This is a genomic window from Natrinema sp. H-ect1, from assembly GCF_041821105.1.
Classification (GTDB): domain Archaea; phylum Halobacteriota; class Halobacteria; order Halobacteriales; family Natrialbaceae; genus Natrinema; species Natrinema thermotolerans.
Genome location: NZ_JBGUBA010000008.1, coordinates 33,483 through 52,124 on the forward strand (window position 1 = coordinate 33,483; position 18,642 = coordinate 52,124).

Annotated in this window: 14 protein-coding genes; 10 read left to right on the forward strand and 4 right to left on the reverse strand. The window is 66.4% G+C overall.

Going from position 1 to position 18,642, the window contains the following annotated elements; genetic code table 11:
* Nucleotides 1-19: 19 nt before the first annotated feature.
* Complete coding sequence (locus tag ACERIM_RS15095) at nucleotides 20-1,225, reverse strand: Cdc6/Cdc18 family protein (protein WP_006650323.1); 1,206 nt, start codon at nucleotides 1,223-1,225, stop codon at nucleotides 20-22.
* 1,843 nt (nucleotides 1,226-3,068) lie between these two features.
* Entirely contained in the window at nucleotides 3,069-4,199 is a 1,131-nt protein-coding gene (locus tag ACERIM_RS15100) for a hypothetical protein (protein WP_373633324.1), read from the reverse strand.
* 196 nt (nucleotides 4,200-4,395) lie between these two features.
* On the opposite strand from ACERIM_RS15100, the gene ACERIM_RS15105 reads away from it, so the two are divergent.
* From ACERIM_RS15105 to ACERIM_RS15130, 6 genes are all read left to right on the forward strand, one after another.
* Complete coding sequence (locus ACERIM_RS15105) at nucleotides 4,396-5,112, forward strand: SCO family protein (protein ID WP_373633325.1); 717 nt, start codon at nucleotides 4,396-4,398, stop codon at nucleotides 5,110-5,112.
* Complete coding sequence (locus ACERIM_RS15110; protein WP_373633326.1) at nucleotides 5,113-5,655, forward strand: TlpA family protein disulfide reductase; 543 nt, start codon at nucleotides 5,113-5,115, stop codon at nucleotides 5,653-5,655.
* Between the two features lies 1 nt (nucleotide 5,656).
* The gene (locus ACERIM_RS15115; RefSeq protein WP_373633327.1) at nucleotides 5,657-6,352 is read left to right on the forward strand and encodes a cytochrome c biogenesis CcdA family protein; all 696 of its coding nucleotides are present in this window, start codon (nucleotides 5,657-5,659) and stop codon (nucleotides 6,350-6,352) included.
* A gap of 135 nt (nucleotides 6,353-6,487) precedes the next feature.
* Nucleotides 6,488-6,910 carry a universal stress protein gene (locus ACERIM_RS15120; RefSeq protein ID WP_373633328.1) on the forward strand — a complete coding sequence of 141 codons (423 nt, stop codon included), beginning with the start codon at nucleotides 6,488-6,490 and terminating at the stop codon, nucleotides 6,908-6,910.
* 285 nt (nucleotides 6,911-7,195) lie between these two features.
* Nucleotides 7,196-10,432 carry a bacterio-opsin activator domain-containing protein gene (locus ACERIM_RS15125; protein ID WP_373633329.1) on the forward strand — a complete coding sequence of 1,079 codons (3,237 nt, stop codon included), beginning with the start codon at nucleotides 7,196-7,198 and terminating at the stop codon, nucleotides 10,430-10,432.
* Between the two features lie 334 nt (nucleotides 10,433-10,766).
* The gene (locus ACERIM_RS15130; protein WP_373633330.1) at nucleotides 10,767-11,501 is read left to right on the forward strand and encodes a helix-turn-helix domain-containing protein; all 735 of its coding nucleotides are present in this window, start codon (nucleotides 10,767-10,769) and stop codon (nucleotides 11,499-11,501) included.
* 178 nt (nucleotides 11,502-11,679) lie between these two features.
* Here ACERIM_RS15130 and ACERIM_RS15135 read toward each other — a convergent pair whose 3' ends face one another.
* A complete protein-coding gene (locus ACERIM_RS15135; protein ID WP_373633331.1) occupies nucleotides 11,680-11,865 on the reverse strand; it encodes a DUF5786 family protein in 186 nt (61 codons plus the stop codon).
* A gap of 532 nt (nucleotides 11,866-12,397) precedes the next feature.
* On the opposite strand from ACERIM_RS15135, the gene glmS reads away from it, so the two are divergent.
* Nucleotides 12,398-14,209 carry a glutamine--fructose-6-phosphate transaminase (isomerizing) gene (gene glmS / locus ACERIM_RS15140; protein ID WP_373633332.1) on the forward strand — a complete coding sequence of 604 codons (1,812 nt, stop codon included), beginning with the start codon at nucleotides 12,398-12,400 and terminating at the stop codon, nucleotides 14,207-14,209.
* 664 nt (nucleotides 14,210-14,873) lie between these two features.
* Complete coding sequence (locus tag ACERIM_RS15145) at nucleotides 14,874-15,080, forward strand: hypothetical protein (RefSeq protein WP_006179629.1); 207 nt, start codon at nucleotides 14,874-14,876, stop codon at nucleotides 15,078-15,080.
* A 90-nt stretch (nucleotides 15,081-15,170) separates the two neighbouring features.
* Here ACERIM_RS15145 and glmM read toward each other — a convergent pair whose 3' ends face one another.
* Complete coding sequence (gene glmM / locus ACERIM_RS15150) at nucleotides 15,171-16,496, reverse strand: phosphoglucosamine mutase (protein WP_006650332.1); 1,326 nt, start codon at nucleotides 16,494-16,496, stop codon at nucleotides 15,171-15,173.
* Nucleotides 16,497-16,761: 265 nt separating this feature from the next.
* On the opposite strand from glmM, the gene ACERIM_RS15155 reads away from it, so the two are divergent.
* Together ACERIM_RS15155 and ACERIM_RS15160 are read left to right on the forward strand one after the other, a co-directional pair.
* Nucleotides 16,762-17,022, forward strand: a complete 261-nt coding sequence (locus tag ACERIM_RS15155) for a helix-turn-helix domain-containing protein (RefSeq protein WP_049966320.1) — start codon at nucleotides 16,762-16,764, stop codon at nucleotides 17,020-17,022.
* 185 nt (nucleotides 17,023-17,207) lie between these two features.
* Complete coding sequence (locus ACERIM_RS15160; RefSeq protein ID WP_373633333.1) at nucleotides 17,208-18,635, forward strand: sodium-dependent transporter; 1,428 nt, start codon at nucleotides 17,208-17,210, stop codon at nucleotides 18,633-18,635.
* Nucleotides 18,636-18,642 lie beyond the last annotated feature (7 nt).

The window sequence follows — 18,642 nt, forward strand, 5'->3', positions numbered from 1 at the left end:
CCGCCGATCTGTCGCTCGGCTACGGCTCGTCGGTTTCGACGAGGACGGTCCGGACGACCTCGGGGTCCTCGAGCAACTGATGCTCGGTATAGCTGCCCTCTGCGCTCCCACCGCTGCGACGGGTCTGCTCGAGGATGTCGAGGAAGGCGTGTTCCTTCAGGAGATCGCGGACGCGGCGCAGGGAGAGGGGGTCGGAGCCCTCCTGCCGGCAGATTTCCTCGTAGACGTCGTAGATCCGTGTCGTTCGGAACCCGTCCTCGTCGGGCGTATTGAGCGAGAGGACCGCGAGGGCCTGTAACACGTAGCGCGAGTGGGGCGTCGAGCCGCGGATGAGTTCCCGGAACCGGTCGGTTTCGGCCCGCTCGCGTGCCTGAACGACGTACTCCTCGCGAACCGTCTCGTGGCCCTCCGATTGGGCGATCTCCCCGGCGTAGCGCAGGATGTCGATCGCCTTCCGCGCGTCGCCGTGTTCCCGGGCCGCGAGTGCGGCAGCCCGCGGGATGACCGACGGCTCGAGGACGCCGTCCTTGAACGCGTCGCTGCGGGCCTCCATGATGTCCCGGAGCTGGGTCGCGTCGTAGGGCGGGAAAACGAACTCCCGTTCACAGAGGCTCGACTTGACCCGCTCGTCGAGCCGGTCCTTGTACTTGATCTTGTTGCTGATCCCGATAACGCCGATCTTGCACGACTCGAGCTTGCCGGCCTCACCCGCGCGCGAGAGTTGCATGAGGATGTCGTCGTCGTCGAGCTTGTCCACTTCGTCGAGGATGACCAGGGCGACGTCGTACTGGGCGTCCAGCACCGTCCAGAGGCGCTTGTAGTAGGTCGATGTACTTAGTCCCTTATCGGGGATTCTGACATCAGTGATCGCCGGCTCGTTTAACGTGTGGGCGATCGTCTGGACCGCCTGTGTCTCCGTGTTGTCCTGGGCGCAGTCGACGTAGGCGAAGGCCGACGTGATCCCCTCGTCTTCGGCGACCCGGACGAGCCGTTCGGAGATGTACTTCGCACAGAGGGACTTGCCCGTCCCGGTCTTCCCGTAAATGAGGAGGTTGCTCGGGCTCTGGCCGAAGATCGCCGGATTGACCGCGTTCGCGAGTTCGGCGATCTCGTCGTCCCGGCCGACGATCCGCCCCTCCTCGGGCAGGTGGTTGATCTCGAGTAGCTCCTTGTTCTCGAAGATCGGGTCGTCGCGGGTGAACAGGTCGTCGCCGGAACTCGACATAGTCGGACACCGTGTTTCCGGTGAAATAGCACTTCCGTTCCGCCCCGGCGGGTTGGGGATCGGTCGCACAGTGTGTGTTCGGCACCGAGCGGGCGGTTACGGACCGAACTGACGATCAGATCGGGACGTCCTTGTCCGGAGACTCGAGACCGGATCCTCGGTTCCGATCGGTGATCGGTCGCGGACACACACACCGTGTTTCCGGTGAAACGGGGCGACTGGGGGGTTGGGGTGGAGTCGAAGTCGGGGTGCGTTTCACCGGAAACCCGGTGTGGGGCGGCTCGAAATACGGTCGCTCTGGACGTACGAACCCGCTCGAGCCGGGTGGAACGAGCGGTTTAACCCTCGGAAACGCCGCTGGCGTGATCCACCGATTCGACTGGATCCGTTCTCGATTACTCTTGAGAGTATTTTTCGATTCACTTAGTGGGCTATACTCATATCTATTACTTATATGTAGCCATAATTGAGACAGGATGTCAATTACCACCCACGAAGGCAGTCAAGGGCTGTCAATTGCCCTCGAGATATTCTCCGGTCTCTACCCGGTCTCTACTCAATCTCTAACTCCGTCTCTACTCAGAACGGTCTCTTAGGCCCTGAGGCGGTCGATTAACCCCTCTATGGCGGCTACAGTGGCTTTGCGGATTCACCGGATTGTTGTGAGTCGATGAGTCTCGGACTGCTTCACCGGAAACACGGTGTGTCTCACCACTCCGCTCTCGAGCGGCGGCCGCCGCCCCGTTTCACCGGAAACACGGTGTGACCGCGCGACCGGTCGAACTGCCGGGTTCATCGAGCGGCCCTCATCGAGCGATGGGTGATCTAACTCGAGCGGGGACCAGCCAAACCCGTCGAGTCGGTAGTTCTCACGTCACCGAATCGGTGACAGAACAGTCCCGGTACAAAAAGAACAGCACCGCCGCGGAACGAGGATTCGGGAACGCTCCGCTGATTCACCGGAAACCCGGTGTTCGAACCCGTGGTTACTGCCGATTCGACCCCACGGCTGTTATGGATCCGACTCCACTATGAATCAGAACGGGTCGCGGCCGTATCGGTGCCGAACCGAGTCGTCCCTTGCACTGATTTTGTCCTCCATCTCAGTCCTGTCCACCGGAAACTTGGACCTGCTCACCGGAAATTCGGTCCTGTTCACCGGAAATTCGGTGTGTTTCCACATGGCCATGTCGAGCCAGTACCAGCGTCCCTCTCGAATTTCACCGGAAACCCGGTGTGAGACACGTCCGCTCGAGCCAGTAGCGGCCCCCTCGAGTCCGCCAGTGGCACACGACTGCAGCCCTCTCGCTCGTCGTCACGATCCCGGATGTTCAGGTTCCGATCCGACGGCGACCAGTTCGGTCGACCGATTCCGTACGGCCCGCTCAATAGTAGTAGAGTTCGAGTTCGTGACCGCAGTTCCGACACCGGGTTTCCTTCCCCAGGAGCCGATTCGAATCGCTCTCCGCGTGGATTCCCGGCCCCGGCGGCACGGACGCGACGACCGTCGCGTCGCACGCCGGGCAGCCGATATCCATATCCGAATTGGTTGACAGAGACATGCCTTGGTCGTATTCGATACTCCCCGATAGTTATCGGAGCCGTACCGAACTATTGCGGTTCGTTTCGGAACGATTTCGCCCGCTACGATCGGATTTACCTGGAAAACGATTCCCCGCGACACTCGGTAGTCGTTCGACCGGACGTGGACCGCGTCGGTTTGCCGTGAAAATAGCAGCGGCTCGAGCTGGAATCCCGCCAGAAGCTGTTTCCGGCAGCACGGCCGGAGACGCCGGCGGCTGACCCGCAGTGTCGATTCAGCGGACGCGAACCCCGTCCCGACTCAGACCGTATACGTTACGTCTTCGAATTCGAAAAACGCCGTTTCGTAGCCGTCGTGACGGGACACTTGCGGCGGGGAATCGACGGTGACTCTCAGCCGGTCTCCGGCGGCGAGATCGTCGACCGCGAGCCCGTAGTGGTGACCGAACTCGCCGTCTAACGTCTCGGTCAATCGCTCTTCCAGGCGGACCGAGCCGTCGCGCTCGAGGGCCGCCGACAGTGACGTCAGCGGGAGGCTGATACCGTGATACGGGGTCCTGAGAGCGACCGCCAGGTATTCGCCACCGTCGCTGCCGACGAACCGCTCGGCGTCGGTCCTGATCGCGGTGATCGCCGCGTCGCCGCTGCGTTCGGTCCCCAGCGACTCGCCGGGGAGGTCGTCGATCGGCGGTCCTTGCCCCATCGGTGGCATCCCGCCGCTTCCGTCTCCGGCCCCGTCGCTGTCCCCGCCATCACCGTGGGACATGAGGGGCAACGCTCCGCGGTTCCCTCGCCGCTCCTCGTCGATCGTCTGGAACGAGAGACCGTTGATCGACGAGCGGCTGTACTCGAAGTCGACCTCGAGCGTCGCGGCCGACTCGAGTCGGCCGTCGAACGCACCGGTTCGGTCGGCCGAGACGGGCCCGGCACGGACTCGAGCCGTGTACTCGCCTTCGCCGGGGAGGCGGATGTTGTCGCCGTAGTGAAACCCCATCCGCTGGGAGATCATCGGCCACGGCGACGAGATGCCGGCGTCGACGGGCGATCCGTCCCGCAGCACTTCGATGACTGGATCCACCGGAAGGACGGTGTCCGTCTCCCGGTCCCAGACGGTCAACATGAGATGGAGGCTGTCGTCGGCGTCGACCTCGACGAGCTGTTTGCCCTCGCTGGTCGCCTCGACGGTCCAGAATCGATGCGGAAACGTGTACGAGAGCCCGAGGGCGTAATCTCCGTCGCTGTCCATCCCGTACATGCCCATCTCCTCCCGAGAGGCGGGCAGGTAGACGGCGTCCGGGCGGTCCTCGACCAGCGGCGGGTTCGCCCACGCCGATTCCTCTTCGAAGCCCAGCCGCTCGAGACAGCCGGCGAGGCCGGCGGCTCCGACCGCTCCGACCCCGGCAACGCCGCGGAGATAACGCCGACGGTTCATTGACTCACGGTTGGAAACCGGTGATGAAACGCCTGTTGGTTCGCGGGTCGAAGGGACCTCTCGTCTACCGGTCGTAGGGTGACTCTCGTTCACCGGTCGTATCAGTGGTCGGATCCGTGTCCCGTGGACGGAGGATCGCCCGCTCTTCGGGAACCGAACCAATGAACCTTTGATCGGCCCACCCTTCGAGTCGATTATGGACCGGCGAACATACCTCGGTACGGCCGGGATAACGGGACTTACCAGTATTGCCGGCTGTCTCGGTGAGGCGCTGGGGGGAAACGAGAACGACAATGGGGACGCGGGCCATCCCGATGCCGTTCTCGGGCCGCCGGAAACTGACCTCAGCGCGGCGACACACCCGAGCTACGGGGACGAATACCCGTCGGTCACGCTGCCTGACCCGCTTTCCGACGAGACGATTTCCGTCGAGCAGTTCGAGGGGGACCGGACTGTCTTGATGACGTTCATTTATACGAACTGTCCGGACGGGATGTGTCCCGCACTGACGTTACGACTGCAACGCGCACAGCAGGCTGCGGTCGAAAACGGCTACGAGGACGAGGCGGCGTTCCTCGCGATGACGTTCGATCCCGAACGGGATACCGCGGAGCAACTACGGACGTTCGCCGACCGACGCAGCGTCGATTACGAGGCGGACAACTGGCATTTCCTGCGGCCCGAGCGCTACGAGAAAGCCCAATCGATCATCGGAGAGACCTACGGGCTCCCCGAGGAGTCACTGAAAAAGAACTACGATCACGATTACGAAAACGTCGAGTATACCTTCCCGCATCTCCCCTATATCTTCCTCGTCAACGAAGCGGGAATCGTCGAACGCGTGTACGTCAAAGGGCATTCGGTCGAGGTGTCCCGCCTGATCGACGACTTCGAAACGGTGGTGAACGGCTAGATGCGACGGCGGGAGCTACTCGCCGGAATCGGTAGCCTCGGTATAGTCGGTGGCGCGAGTGCGGTCGCTATCGGCGGCGTCCCCTCGTTCGGGAGTACCGAAGACGCCGACCCCGTCGAGCCACAGACGGTGGAAACGATCGCCGCGCCGGGCAGCGAGGCCGGCGAGGTACGCGTGCCCGCATCCGATCAGCCGACGTTCATCGACTTCTTCGCGACGTGGTGTCCGCCCTGTTCCAAGCAGATGCCCGATCTCATCGAGGCCCACGAGCGAGTCGGCGACGACGTACTGTTCATGTCGGTTACGAACGAGAACGTCGGTGGCTCGGTCACGAAAGAAGAGGTCGTCGACTGGTGGGAAGAACACGACGGCAACTGGACGCTCGGAATCGACCCGATCCGGGACCTGAGCGCCCAGTACTCTATCGAGGGGCTCCCCTACGCCGTCGCGATCGACGCCGACGGACGCGTTCAGTGGACGGACAAGGGGCGGAAATCCGCCGACGAGTTCGTCGACGGTATCGAACGAGCGATCGAAAACTAACATGGTCGACACCACACTCGCGACGTCGATCGCGTTCGGACTGACCTCGGGGATCGCGACGTTCTTCTCGCCGTGTTCCTATCCGCTCCTGCCCGGCTACGTCGGCTTCTACGTCAGCCAGACCGACGGCGACCGCGCGTCGCTCGGCGGCGCGCTCAGTCGGGGACTGATCGCCGGCCTCGGCGTGTTGGTCACCTTCGGCGTCTTGCTCGGCGCGACGTTCTGGGTCGGCTACTCGACGCTGTCGGCCGTCACGTGGTTCGAGGTCGTCGCCGGCGTCGTCCTGATCGCGTTCGGCCTCCTGATCGTCTTCGATCGCGCCCCGTCGCCCTCGATCGCGCTTCCCAAGCGGCGCTCGAGCGTCCTCGGGTTCGGGATCTTCGGGGTCGGTTACGCACTGGCGGCGGCCGGCTGTGTCGCACCGGTGTTCTTCGGCGTGGTCACCCGCGCGCTGTCGCTGCCGACGACCTCGGCGGCGATCCTGCTGGGAACCTACGTCGGGAGCTTCGTCGTGTTGATGGTGTCGCTGACCGTCGCGACCGGAATGGGGCTGGTCGCGGGCGCGGGCCGGCTCGCGGCCTACACCGGCCTGCTCAAGCGCATCGCGGGCGTCGTCATGATCGTCGCCGGGATCGGCCAACTCTACCTCGCGATCGTCGTCCTCGACGCGATCGACCTCGCCGCGCTGGTGCCCTGACCGTCGGCGCCTCGCCCCGGCTGCGTTCCGACCGGCCGTTTCGAACCGCTTTTTCGAGGCCTCGCTCGAGCCACACCCCTCCGGCAGGCAACGGCAGGTCCGGAACCTATCCCGCCGTCACTCGAATCGGGGGACATGTATCAGGATCTGCTGGTCGCGACCGACGGGAGCGACGCCGCACAGCGGGCGACCGACCACGGGATCGAACTCGCGGACCGACTCGACGCGACGCTGCACGTCCTCTCGGTCTCGGAGGACGGCCCACAGGCGACGGAGAAAGAGGACCGACTCCGACACGATCCGGAAGACGAGGCCGCAGGGGCCGCCGAACGCGCTCGAGAGGCGGCCGAACGCGACGGGGTCGAGGCGACGACGGACGTTCGCCACGGCGTTCCCCAGGAACAGATCGTCGACTACGCGGAGGTGAACCCGGTCGACATGGTCATCGTCGGGACGGCCAGTCGGTCCGGACTCGATCACTTGATTTCGGGTAGCGTCGCCGAGGAGATCGTCCGGAACGCGCCGGTACCGGTACTGACGGTCCGCGAGCAGCCCTAACCGCGCCAGCGCGGTGTCTCCGACTCGCCAGCTGACACCGGCCGCCACGATGGCCCCTGGCCGCTCGACAGCGGTCGCCGAACCTAATCCGGTGCTACCCGCCGGTACGAGATCGATACTTAACCCGTCCGGTGGTGTTGTGACCGCTATCGTGACCGCTCGAGTCGGGCACGTTCGGTGGCAGTCGGCGACCGAACCGGCACTACAGCGCCCGATAGCTGCCGACCCGTTCCGATGCCGATCCGCTCCTTACACGGCCGCGATCCTGGTGGGGGTGGTCACCGGGTGAGCGACGCTGCTGCCACGGTCGTCGGCGACTCCCCGTGCATCCTGATCGTCGGTGAGTCCAGCTCGGCCGACGACGCGATGGACGCCCTCGCTGGGGCGTTCGCGGAGCAGTCGCTGCTGCGGGCGCGAACGGTCGCGACCGCCCGCGAACGACTGGCCGAGCGCGACGTCCACTGTCTGGTCTGCCCCTTCGACCCCGACGAGCGCTCGGACTCCCCCTCCCTCCTCGAGCAGTTGGCGGACCGAACCGACGGCGTCCCGATCGTCGCACTCGCCGACGGGGACGACGCCGATCGCGCACTCGAGGCGGGAGCCAGCGACGTCGCGAGCGACGCGTCGGCGACCGTCCTGCGGACCCGCGTTCGGAACGCCGCCGATCGCGAGCGGTATCGACGCGCCGCGTCCGCGGCCGCCCAGCGGCACCGCGCGATTCTCGAGTCCGCCGACGCGGTCGTCTGGGTCGTCGACGCCGAGGGTACCGTCGAGTACGCGACGCCGGCCGTCGAGTCGCGGCTGGGGTATACGCCCGCCGAACTCGAGCGAACGGCGCTGACGCGGCTCGTCCACCCCGACGATCGTGAGGAGGTTCGCGACGCCGTCGCCACCGCCGTCGCGGGACCGACTGGAACGACCGAACGGGTCCGGGTCCGCCTCGGCCACGCCGACGGCACCTGGCGGGTCGCGACGCTTACCTGTACCAACCGGCTCGCGGATCCGGCCCTCGAGGGGGTCATCGTGACGCGGACGGACGCGAACTCGACCGCCGACGCCGGCGGTCCCGACGCCGTCCGAACGGGGCTCGATCGGCTGGCGGACCCGCTTTTCGTCCTCGGTTCGGACGACGACGTACAGTACGCGAACGCGGCAGCCAGCCGATTCGTCCGGCGGTTCGATTCGACGATGGCCGACGACCCGCTCCCGCCGGGCGTCGTCCTCTGGGATCGGCTGCCGGACGCCCTCGGTCGATCCCTCTCCGAACGGGTCCGGGAGGCCGAGCGGACCGGCTCGGTCACCGCGTTCGAGACGCCGGTCCCCTCGCTCGAGGACCCGATCGCTGTCGCCGTTCATCCCGGCGACGACGGCGCGACGATCCACGTCCGGAACCGGCCCGCCGAGGCCGTGGAGACGGATCGGGATCGGCTCGCGCTCCTCGAGTCGGTCGTCGACGCTGTCGACGTCGGGATCGCCGTCCTCGAGGGGGCGACGATCCGGCTTGCGAACCCGGCGCTGCTGGAGTTGGCCGACGCGGCGTCGCTGGTCGGCCGGGACCTCGAATCGGTGTTCGACGACGACCTCGCGGCGGCGGTGCTGGAGCGGGCCGACTCGCCGGTCGTCAGGTGGCTCGACTCCGTTTCGGGGACGCTCGCGACCGAGCCGCCGCGGCCGGTCGACGTTTCCATCGCACCGTTGTCTCCCGACTTCGACGCCGACCGCGCCCCATCGACGGCGGATCGAACGCTCTGTGTCGTGCGCGATGGGGCCGAGTCCAGCGACGGCGCGGCGTCGATGCTTCGTCGAACGACCGCTGCACTCGCCAGTGCGGAAACCCCCTCGGCCGTTCGGCGTGCGGTCGTCGACGCCGTCGGCGAGTGGATGGGGGCCGATGTCGCCGTCTGGTACCGCGGGACCGACGACCTTCGGCCGGCGGCCACCGTGACGGCCGACCATACTGGCAGCGACGACGCGTCGATCGAACCGCCGGCGATCGACCCCTGTGGGACGCGGCTCGAACCGATCCTCGAGTCGGGCGAGCCGACGGTCGACGACCGCGAGGCGTTCACGGACGTCCTCGCACGTACCGGGCTCCGAGCCGAGCGGGTACTCGCAGTGCCGGTCGGGAGCGACGGGATCGTCCTCGCGACCAGCACGAAGCCGACGGCGTTCGATGGCATCGACATCGACGGGCTCGAGGCGCTGTCGACGGCCACGGCGCTCGCACTCGAGGACCGCGATCGCGCCGCTGCCCTCCGGACCTGCCGCCACGAGCGCGCTCGGCTCGAGACGGTCGTCGACCGGGACGAGCGACTGTGGGACCTCGGACGGTCGCTACTGGGGGCGGAGACCCGCGAGGGGGTCGAGGAACGGCTCTGTGAAGGACTGGTCTCGCTCCCGCTGCCGGCCGCGGCCGACGGCGTCGGGCTCGCCTGGGTCGGTCACGCGGACGACGGCCGCGAACGGCTCGTCCCGACGGCGTGGGCCGGCCGTGACGCCGCGTTCCTCGAGTCGGCGACGGTGGCGCTGAACGGGGGCGAGGAGACGCCGGCTCACACCGCGGCGACGACCCGCGAGGCGGTCGTGGTCGACGATCTCGCGACCGACGACAGTAGTTCCGAGACGACCGACCGTGCCGGCGGGGACTCGTGGCGGCGACGCCTGCGCGACCGCGGGTTCCGGTCGGTGCTGAGCGTCCCCCTCACTGCCGACGAGTTCCGCTTCGGGACGCTGACCGCGTACGCGACGGCGCCAGGCGCCTTCGACGAGCGGACCCGCCGAGCCTGTGCCCATCTCGGAACGATCGCGGGCGCCGCGATCGGCGCGCTCGAGACGAAAGCGGCGCTGCTCGCCGACCGGGTAACCGAACTCGAGGTCGTCTGCCGGGACGAGACCGAGCCGTTGTCGTCGCTCGCCGCCCGGCTCGGGCGGGCGATCGACGTCCGGGCCGTGATCCCGCGGTCGACGGACGGTTCGACGGTGTACTGTTCGATCTCGGACGGCGATTCGGACGCGATCCGGGACCGAGTCGCGGCCGTGACGGCCGTCGAATCGGTCACGGTCGTCGGCGACGGCGACGACCGGACAGCCCTCGAGATCGTCTTTGCCGCGCCCACCGTCGCCGGGACGATCGCGGCCCACGGCGGCGTCCTCCGCTCGCTCGAGCCGGTCGACGACCGGACCCGGCTCACGATCGAACTCGGCGATCCCATCGACGTCCGCGCGTTCGTCCGTGCCCTCGAGCGGCGACATTCGGGGACGGAGCTGATCGCTCGCCGAACGCGGGAGCGACCGCCCCGGGCAGCGGGTGCGATCGACGAACTCGCCGCGCGCCTCTCGGAGCGACAGCGGCGGACGCTCGAGGCGGCCTACCACGGGGGATTCTTCGAATGGCCCCGCGATCACACCGGCGAGGAGATCGCGGACTCGCTTGGCATCTCCCAGCCGACGTTCAGCCGGCACCTCCGGTTGGCCCAGCGGAAGCTGTTCGCATTACTGTTCGACGACGCCGACGGAGGGTGATCGCGTGCCGCCGATCGAACCGTCCCAGCCAGCGGCGACGGGGCCCAACTCAGCCGGCATCGGTCGTGATGGCCGGCCAACTCCGGCCAGCATCGATGCCGGGCCGTGCGTATTTCGGTCTTACTGAGCCGATCCATCGGGTAACACATGCTTTCCCGCTCGGCCCAAACTGGATAGCGAGTTGACGGATGAATACGTATTGATGTCGGCCCCCTGTTCGGTTCCGTGTATAGCGTCTACGACCATGTACTCGGCTCCTAATGAGCCATTCAATGAGTGCGTTCGAGGTAAGAACTGATTACAGCGGCCGCCCGGGCGGGCGGGGGATGGTCCTGTGAGCATCGAGATTGCCGACGGCGAGGACCGACCGGAGCCGGGAGCCGACGCCGACGGAACCGCTGCCGACGCGAGCGGCGTTCGATCGACGGCCGACGGCGGTATCGTCGCCCAGCTCCGGCTCGATCACTCGCGGCTGTTTCTGGCCCCCTCGCTCCGGCGGGCCCCGGACGTCACCCTCGAGCCCGACTACTGGACCGAGCCCGAACCCGGCCGGACCGTCGTGTTCGTCACGGCCCACGGAACCGATCTCGAGGCGTTCGAGGCCGGGCTCGAGACCGATCCTACCGTCGCCGATCCCGTCCTCGTCGACCGCTATCCGGACAGGCGAGTCTACCGGGTGGCCCTTACCGACCGCGCAGTCACGTTCACCGCCGCGACTGCCGCCGTCGGCGGTCGTCTCCTCGATTGCTCGAGCTGCCGGGCCGGCTGGCAGCTCCAGTTGCGGTTTCCCGACCGGGACCGACTCGTCGCGTTCAACGACTACTGCCGCGAGCGCGACGTGTCGATCACCGTCGATCACCTCCGGGTGTCCGACGAGGACGACGACGGCGTCGTCGCCCTGACCGACAAACAACAGGAGTTGCTCGCCGTCGCCTACGAGGAAGGCTATTTCGAGGTCCCTCGCGGCATCTCCCAGGACGAACTCGCACAACGGCTCGACGTCTCGAAGTCGGCCGTCTCCCAGCGACTGCGACGGGCGATCGGCGAACTCTGCGCACAGACGCTCTGACCGAGCCCCAGGGCCGCCCATTCCTCCAGCGGTGTCTGGCCGTTGCAGTTCGTCCCGACGCTCTCCGATCGAGCGACGACAGTCGTACGTCCGCGCGAGAAAACCGAGATGTAAGCAGTTCGACGACCCTGCGGACCGTCGCAAGCGATTCCGGGCGCTCCGGTCGCCTACCGACGCGTTACTCGTCGTCTTCGTCGTCTTTCATCGCGCCGAGCTGGTCGACCAGCTCGTCCGTCGATATGTCGGATTCGAACGACATCTCGCCATGATGGTCGTTTTCGTGGACGTTGACGGCTTCGACGTCCTCGTCGTCGTCGGCAGTCTGCTCTTTTTGTTCGGATTCGTCGTAGCTACCAAAACCCATACGTACACGTTCGCCGCCACTGCAAAAGGTGTGCCGGTTTTTGCCCTTTTCTGTCAACGTGGCTGCACCCCTTCGAAACCGGGTCGACCGGTCCCGTGTCCGCCCCCTACCGATCGTTTTGCCGTCCGTACTAGAGCGGCAATCCCCTGTTCGTTTGCCGTACTTTTCACCGCCGGCCGACGCCTTCGGCAAAACCGCTCGAGAGCGCGGCCGGGACCGACGGTTCGGTCGTGATAGCGACTCGATACGGCGACCCGTCCCCCGCATTCGAAACGGCCGAACCGCGACTCAGGCCTCGAGTACCCGGAGACTACGGCGTTCAGTAGTCCGTCTATAGTAATGGGTTCGGGAGGGTTGCCTTGGCTCATGGTCGCGTACCGGTTGTCATCTCGAACACTCGATTCGGATCACTGTGCTGTCAGATCGCGTCGGCCCTCGTCGTCGGGGGCGAGCCGGGCCGTCGCTGCACACGCAACTACCGTGAGCGGGCCACACGACCGTCACCACCGGCCCGACGGGGGGTGAGCCACCGATGTGTGGCATCATCGGCCGCGTCGGCGACGGCAACGCTCTCGAACCGCTGCTGACGGGCCTGGAAAACCTCGAGTATCGCGGCTACGATTCCGCGGGCGTCGCCGTCCAGAACGGCTCCGGCATCAACGTCGAGAAACGCTCCGGGAAGGTCGAGGAACTGAAATCGTCGATCGGCGAGCCGCTCCAGGGGGAGGTCGGGATCGGTCACACCCGCTGGAGTACGCACGGGCCCCCGACCGACGCCAACGCCCACCCGCATACCGACGAGAGCGAGGACGTCGCCGTCGTCCACAACGGTATCATCGAGAACTACACCGAACTCAGAGAGCGGCTCGCGGCCAACGGCTACGAGTTCACCAGCGACACCGACACCGAAGTCATCCCACATCTCGTCCAGTACTACCTCGACGCCGGCTACGACAGCGAGCCGGCTTTCCGACAGGCTATCGACGAACTCGAGGGCAGCTACGCCGTCACCGCGATGGTCTCGGGCGAACACGTCCTCTACGCGGCCCGCCGCGGGTCGCCGCTGGTCGTCGGCATGGAGGACGGCGAGTACTTCCTCGCCAGCGACGTCCCCGCCTTCCTCGAGTACACGGACAGCGTCATCTACCTCGAGGACGGCGACGTCGTCGTCGTCGACGAGGACGGCGTCGAGTTCACCGACCTCGATGGGGACCCGGTCGTGCGCGAACCCGAAACAGTCGAGTGGGACCCGGAACAGGCCGGCAAGGGCACGTACGACCACTTCATGCTCAAGGAGATCCACGAACAGCCCACGTCGCTGTCACAGGCGCTCGAGGGCCGGATCGATCCGGCCGGTGGCCGGATCGCGCTGGCCGACTTCGAACCCGGGACCTTCGCCGATGTCGACAGCGTCCAGTTCGTCGCCTGTGGGACATCGTATCACGCCGCGCTCTACGGCTCGCTGGCGCTGAATCAGGCGGGCGTCCAGTCGACCGCCCTGCTGGCCAACGAGTACAGCGTCTCGGCCCCGCCGATCGACGACGACACGCTGGTGATCGCGGTCACCCAGAGCGGGGAGACGGCCGATACGCTCACTGCGCTTCGGCGGGCCGCCCGCGAGGGTGCCGCTACACTCACCCTGACGAACGTCGTCGGATCGACGGCCGCTCGCGAGGCCGACGACGCGCTGTTTATCCGGGCCGGCCCGGAGATCGGCGTCGCCGCGACGAAGACTTTCTCCTCGCAGGCGGTCATGCTCACGTTGCTGGCCCAGCGGATCGCCGCCGACCTGCGGGGCGAGCCGCCGGCCGACCTCGAGGCGCTCCTACCGGAACTGGCATCGATGCCGGCGGCCATCGACGACGTACTCGCCGGGTCGGCCGCAAAGACCGTCGCCAGACGCTACAGCGACAGCGAGGCGTACTTCTTCATCGGTCGCGGGCTCGGCTACCCCGTCGCGCTCGAGGGGGCGCTGAAGTTCAAGGAGATCACCTACGAACACGCCGAGGGCTTCGCCTCGGGCGAACTCAAACACGGGCCGCTGGCGCTGGTGACGCCGGAGACGCCGGTGTTCGCGATCTTCACCGGACAGGAAGACGAGAAGACGTTGAAAAACGCCGAGGAGGCACAGACCCGCGGCGCGCCGGTGATCGCGGTCTGTCCCGACGACCACCCGGCCGTTGAGGTCGCCGACGACCACCTCCCGATCCCCGACACCGAGCCCGATCTGGCGGGCCTGCTCGCGAACGTTCAGCTCCAGCTCGTGTCGTATCACGCCGCCGATCTCCTCGGCCGTCCCATCGACAAACCGCGGAACCTGGCGAAAAGCGTCACCGTCGAGTAAGCGGTCCCCGGCGACCCGATTCCTGTCGGGTCTGCGTTCCCACTGCTGTCGTACTCTCGTTTTCGACCCGCCCGCTGCCGCTCTGGACGCTTTTCTGTCACCCCGCGAAAAGCCCGATCGGTCGGTTTCGAGCAGGGGTCACCGAGGCCGCAGGACCCGAGGCCACCCCCGTAGCCCGGTCCGCACGGCGTCGTCGATCGCGACCCGTACTCGAACGACATCGGAATCGAACGTGGAGGGTCACGCTGGCGATCGAGGTCGCCGGTGGCGCCCACCGGAACCTGGGTATCGATCGATACCCTCCGGTTAGCCTAGGTGTTTGCCGCTCGTATAAATGGCACACCTGATAGCTACGGCCGTCGCTTCGTCGGTCGCGATCCGCCGGGTCGCGACGAGTTGGGTGTCGGTCTCGTGACGACGGTTCACGCCTTCCTATCGAGACCCGTCTCTCGGTTTGGTTCGTGCGAGTTCGAACGGACTTGGACGGCGATAAAGACGTTGTTACTCGCGTTTAATATCGTATTTCCCGCGGCTCCGTGGCTCACACTCCCGATCCTCGAACAGTCTTCCGACTCGAGCCGTTCCGGGATCGCGTTGCAATCCCCTGCTGCGACCGGCATTATGCGGTCTATAGTAAATACCGTTCTGTCGCTACGGACTGTTGATGTCGACGGACCCATCCGCCAACTGGACGCCCATGACGGCCGGCCAGCAAACGACAGCCCCCCGATGTGTCAACTGTGGGAATCAGGTGACCCGCCAGTTCGCTCGCGTGTTCGGCGACAACCGCGACGTCGTCCACGCCTGTCCGGACTGTGCGACCTACCGCGAGATGAAGACTTCCGATTTCATCCCGAAAGAAGCCAGATAACCGACGTTTTCGACCGGATCGTAGTCGTCGTCGCACCGTTGTTCCGCTCACACCTCGAGTCGCACCGTTCTCCCGTCGTACTGTCGCCGCCTACGCTGACGAAGGGATGGCCTCGGCGAGCAGCGACTGGGCGGTGTCGAACAGATCGTCGGCGTCGGCCGGCGATCGTGCCTCCGCGGTGACCCGGATCAGCGGCTGGGTCCCGCTCGCACGAAGCAGGAACCAGCCCGCCTCGGTCTCGACTCTGACGCCGTCGAGCGTATCGACCTCGTCGTATCGCTCGTCGACCCGCCGTCGAACGGCGGCCATCGCGGCCCGCTTGTCTTCGACTTCGACCGACGTTCGCCGGATCGGATACCGCTCGATTTCTCCGACGAGGTCCGACAGCGATCCCCGATCCGCGACCAGTTCAACTAACGTACAGGCCGCGAGCGGCCCATCCGGACACCGGGTTTCTGTCGGCCAGATCCACGCGCCGCTCGGTTCGCCGCCGAAGACTACGTCCGGCTCGGTCGTCCGCTCGGCGACGTAGACGTCCCCGACCCGCGTCCGGGTCACCGATGCACCGACCGCCGCGAGCGCGTCGTCGACCGCGAGGCTGGTATCGACCGGTGCGGCGACGCGGTCGCCCTCGCCGGCCGCGTCCCGGGCGAACAGTGCAAGGAGGACGTCTTTCGGAACGAACGCCCCGGTTTCGTCGACCGCCAGCATCCGATCCGCGTCGCCGTCGTGGGCCAGTCCGATCTCCGCGTCCGTTTCCGCGACCAGCGTCGACAGCGTCTCGAGGGTCTCGGCGGTCGGCTCGCTCGGTCGGCCGGGAAACGAGCCGTCCCGCTGCCCGTTGAGCGTCTGCACCTGACAGCCCAGTTCGTCGAGGACCGATGCCGTCACCCCGCCGGTACCGTTGCCGATATCGACGACAACGCTTGGCGTCCGCTCGAGGTCGACCGCTGCTTTGAGTTCGTCGGCGTGGTGGTCACGAACGCCCGCGCGATGGGTCCGGTCGCCGATTCCCTCCCAGTCGGCCAGCTCGTAGTCGTCCTCGCGGACCCGCCGCTCGATCGCCTCGCGCTGGTCGGGACCGAAGGCCTTCCCCGACGGCGTCCAGAGCTTGATCCCGTTGTCCGTCGCCGGGTTGTGCGACGCCGTGATCACGACGCCAGCGTCGGCCTCGAGATGATCGATCGCGCGGGCGACCGTCGGCGTCGCCTCGACGCCCACCGTCACGACATTGGCGCCACACTCACACAGCCCCGCCGCGACGGCGTCGACGAGCATTGCCCCGCTCTCGCGAACGTCCCGTCCGACGACGACGCGGTCGTACCCCTCGGACGCGACCGCGCGACCGACCTCGAGGGCGGTCGCCGCCGTCACCTCGTCACCGACCCGGCCACGAATACCGCTCGTTCCAAACATACGATTCTCTGCGTGGGGCGAGTGCCTTACTATGTGTGGATTAACCAGCCGACGAGTGGGGTAGCACCGGCTAGGATCGCCGTTTTCGACGGGGGTCGTGGGGTGGCCGTCGGCCGTCCGTGTCCGGTCGTCTGTCACGTCGATACGACCGGTTAGCATCCGCCTGTCTGGCTGAACTGTCTGGGCCGTATATATGACCGACGCGGGTAGGATCGAACAGCATGGGACCGACACAGCCAGCGGCCGTCCGATCGAGTCGAACCGTATGAGCGCGACCGAGTCCGACACCCACGGTGACGATCCCGGGACCGACGTCTCGCTCGACGACCTCCCGCCCAGTGCGAAACTCGTCTACAAGGTCCTCGAGTACGAGGAACCGCTCACACAGGAGGGCATCGCAGCCGAGTCGCGGCTCTGTCCCCGGACCGTTCGCTACGCCCTCGGGAAACTCGAGGATCGGGAACTGGTCGCCAGTCGCGTCTGTCTCGAGGACGCGCGCCAGTCGACCTACCGGATCCGAGAGTAGTCTCGGTGCCCCCGTTTCGCCGGCGTTGCCGCGTTCCCATCGTAGCCACTGCAAGTCGGTACTGACGGGCGAGAACTGACCCGGGTACGCGTCGTATCGGAGTCCCCGCTCCCATGTCACTGCGAATGGGGGTATGGCACTGATAAACAATTCTTATGCTCGCCGAGTCGATTTCCTGAGACAGAATGGTACGTGAGAGTTGGACGAGCCGGGCCGGATTCATTTTGGCCGCGGTCGGAAGCGCGATCGGACTGGGGAACATCTGGCGATTTCCCTGGATGACCGCGGAGAACGGCGGGAGTGCCTTTCTGCTGTTGTATCTGCTCATCGTTCTCCTCGTCGGGGTACCGGGATTACTGGCCGCGTTCGTGATCGGCCGCCGGTCGAACCGGAACCCCGTGGGGGCGTTCAAATCGCTCTCCGGATCTCGCTTCTGGACGGTGTTGGGCGTCCTCTGTGTCGTCACCTCGATCATGCTGATGTCGTTCTACAGCGTCGTCGGCGGGTGGATCCTCCGGTACTTCCTCGAGAGCGCGACGGGTGCCTATTTCGCGGCCCCCGAAACCCACTTCGCGGCGATCAGCTACGGTGCCGAAGCGTTCGGCTACCAACTCGCCGTCCTCGCGGCCACGTCGCTGATCGTCGCCGCGGGGATCAGACGCGGCATCGAGGCGTCGACGAGGGTGATGATCCCCGGCGTCGTCGTGTTGCTCGTCGGACTCGCGATCTGGGCGGCCCGCCAACCCGGCGCTGCGCAGGGATACGAGTTCTACCTCGCGTTCGACGGGGCGTACCTCGCGGCGAACTTCCTCTCGGTACTGGGCGCAGCCGCCGGCCAGGCGCTGTTTACCCTCTCGATCGGCAGCGGGACGATGATCACCTACGCCTCCTACATCGACGACGACCGCTCGCTTCCACTCGACGCCTCGGCTATCGCCGTGTTCAATCTCGGTATCGGCATCCTGGCCGGACTCGTGGTGTTCCCGTTGTTGTTCTCGTTCGCGCCGGGACCGACTGCTGGCGGCCCCGGTGCCCTGTTCATCGGGATCGCCGGCGCGTTCGCGAGCCTGCCCGGCGGGCGGCTCCTCGGCGCGGTCTTCTTCCTCGTCGTTCTCCTCGCAGCCCTGACGAGTCTGATCAGCATGCTCGAGATTCCGGTCTCGTTTCTGGTCGACGAGTTCGACCTCGAGCGGTCGACGGCCACCCGGGGACTGTTCGCGCTGGTCGTCGTCACCGGCGGCGTCAACGCGTTCAGCCCCGCGGTGTTTACGCTGTTTGCGGACCAGCTCGTCAACCTCCTCCTGATACTCGGCCTGACCGGGTTCATGACCTACACCGCCTGGGTTCTCGGCCCGGCCGCGATCGAGGAGTATCTCGAAGGTGCGGGACGGTTCTCACGCCCGCTGGTGGTCCCGTGGCGATACGCGATCGGGACCATCTTTCCGGCGTTTCTCCTCTTTACGTTCTACGCCGACGTCACGGCGCTCGTCGGACTCTCGGCGGGAACGGGACCGTTGGCGGTCGCGGCGGTGCTGACGCTGCTGGCGCTCGTCTTCGTGGCCCGCCGGTCCGTCTCCGAAAACCGACCGCAACCGAGCGAGCGCGCGGACTGACTGCGAC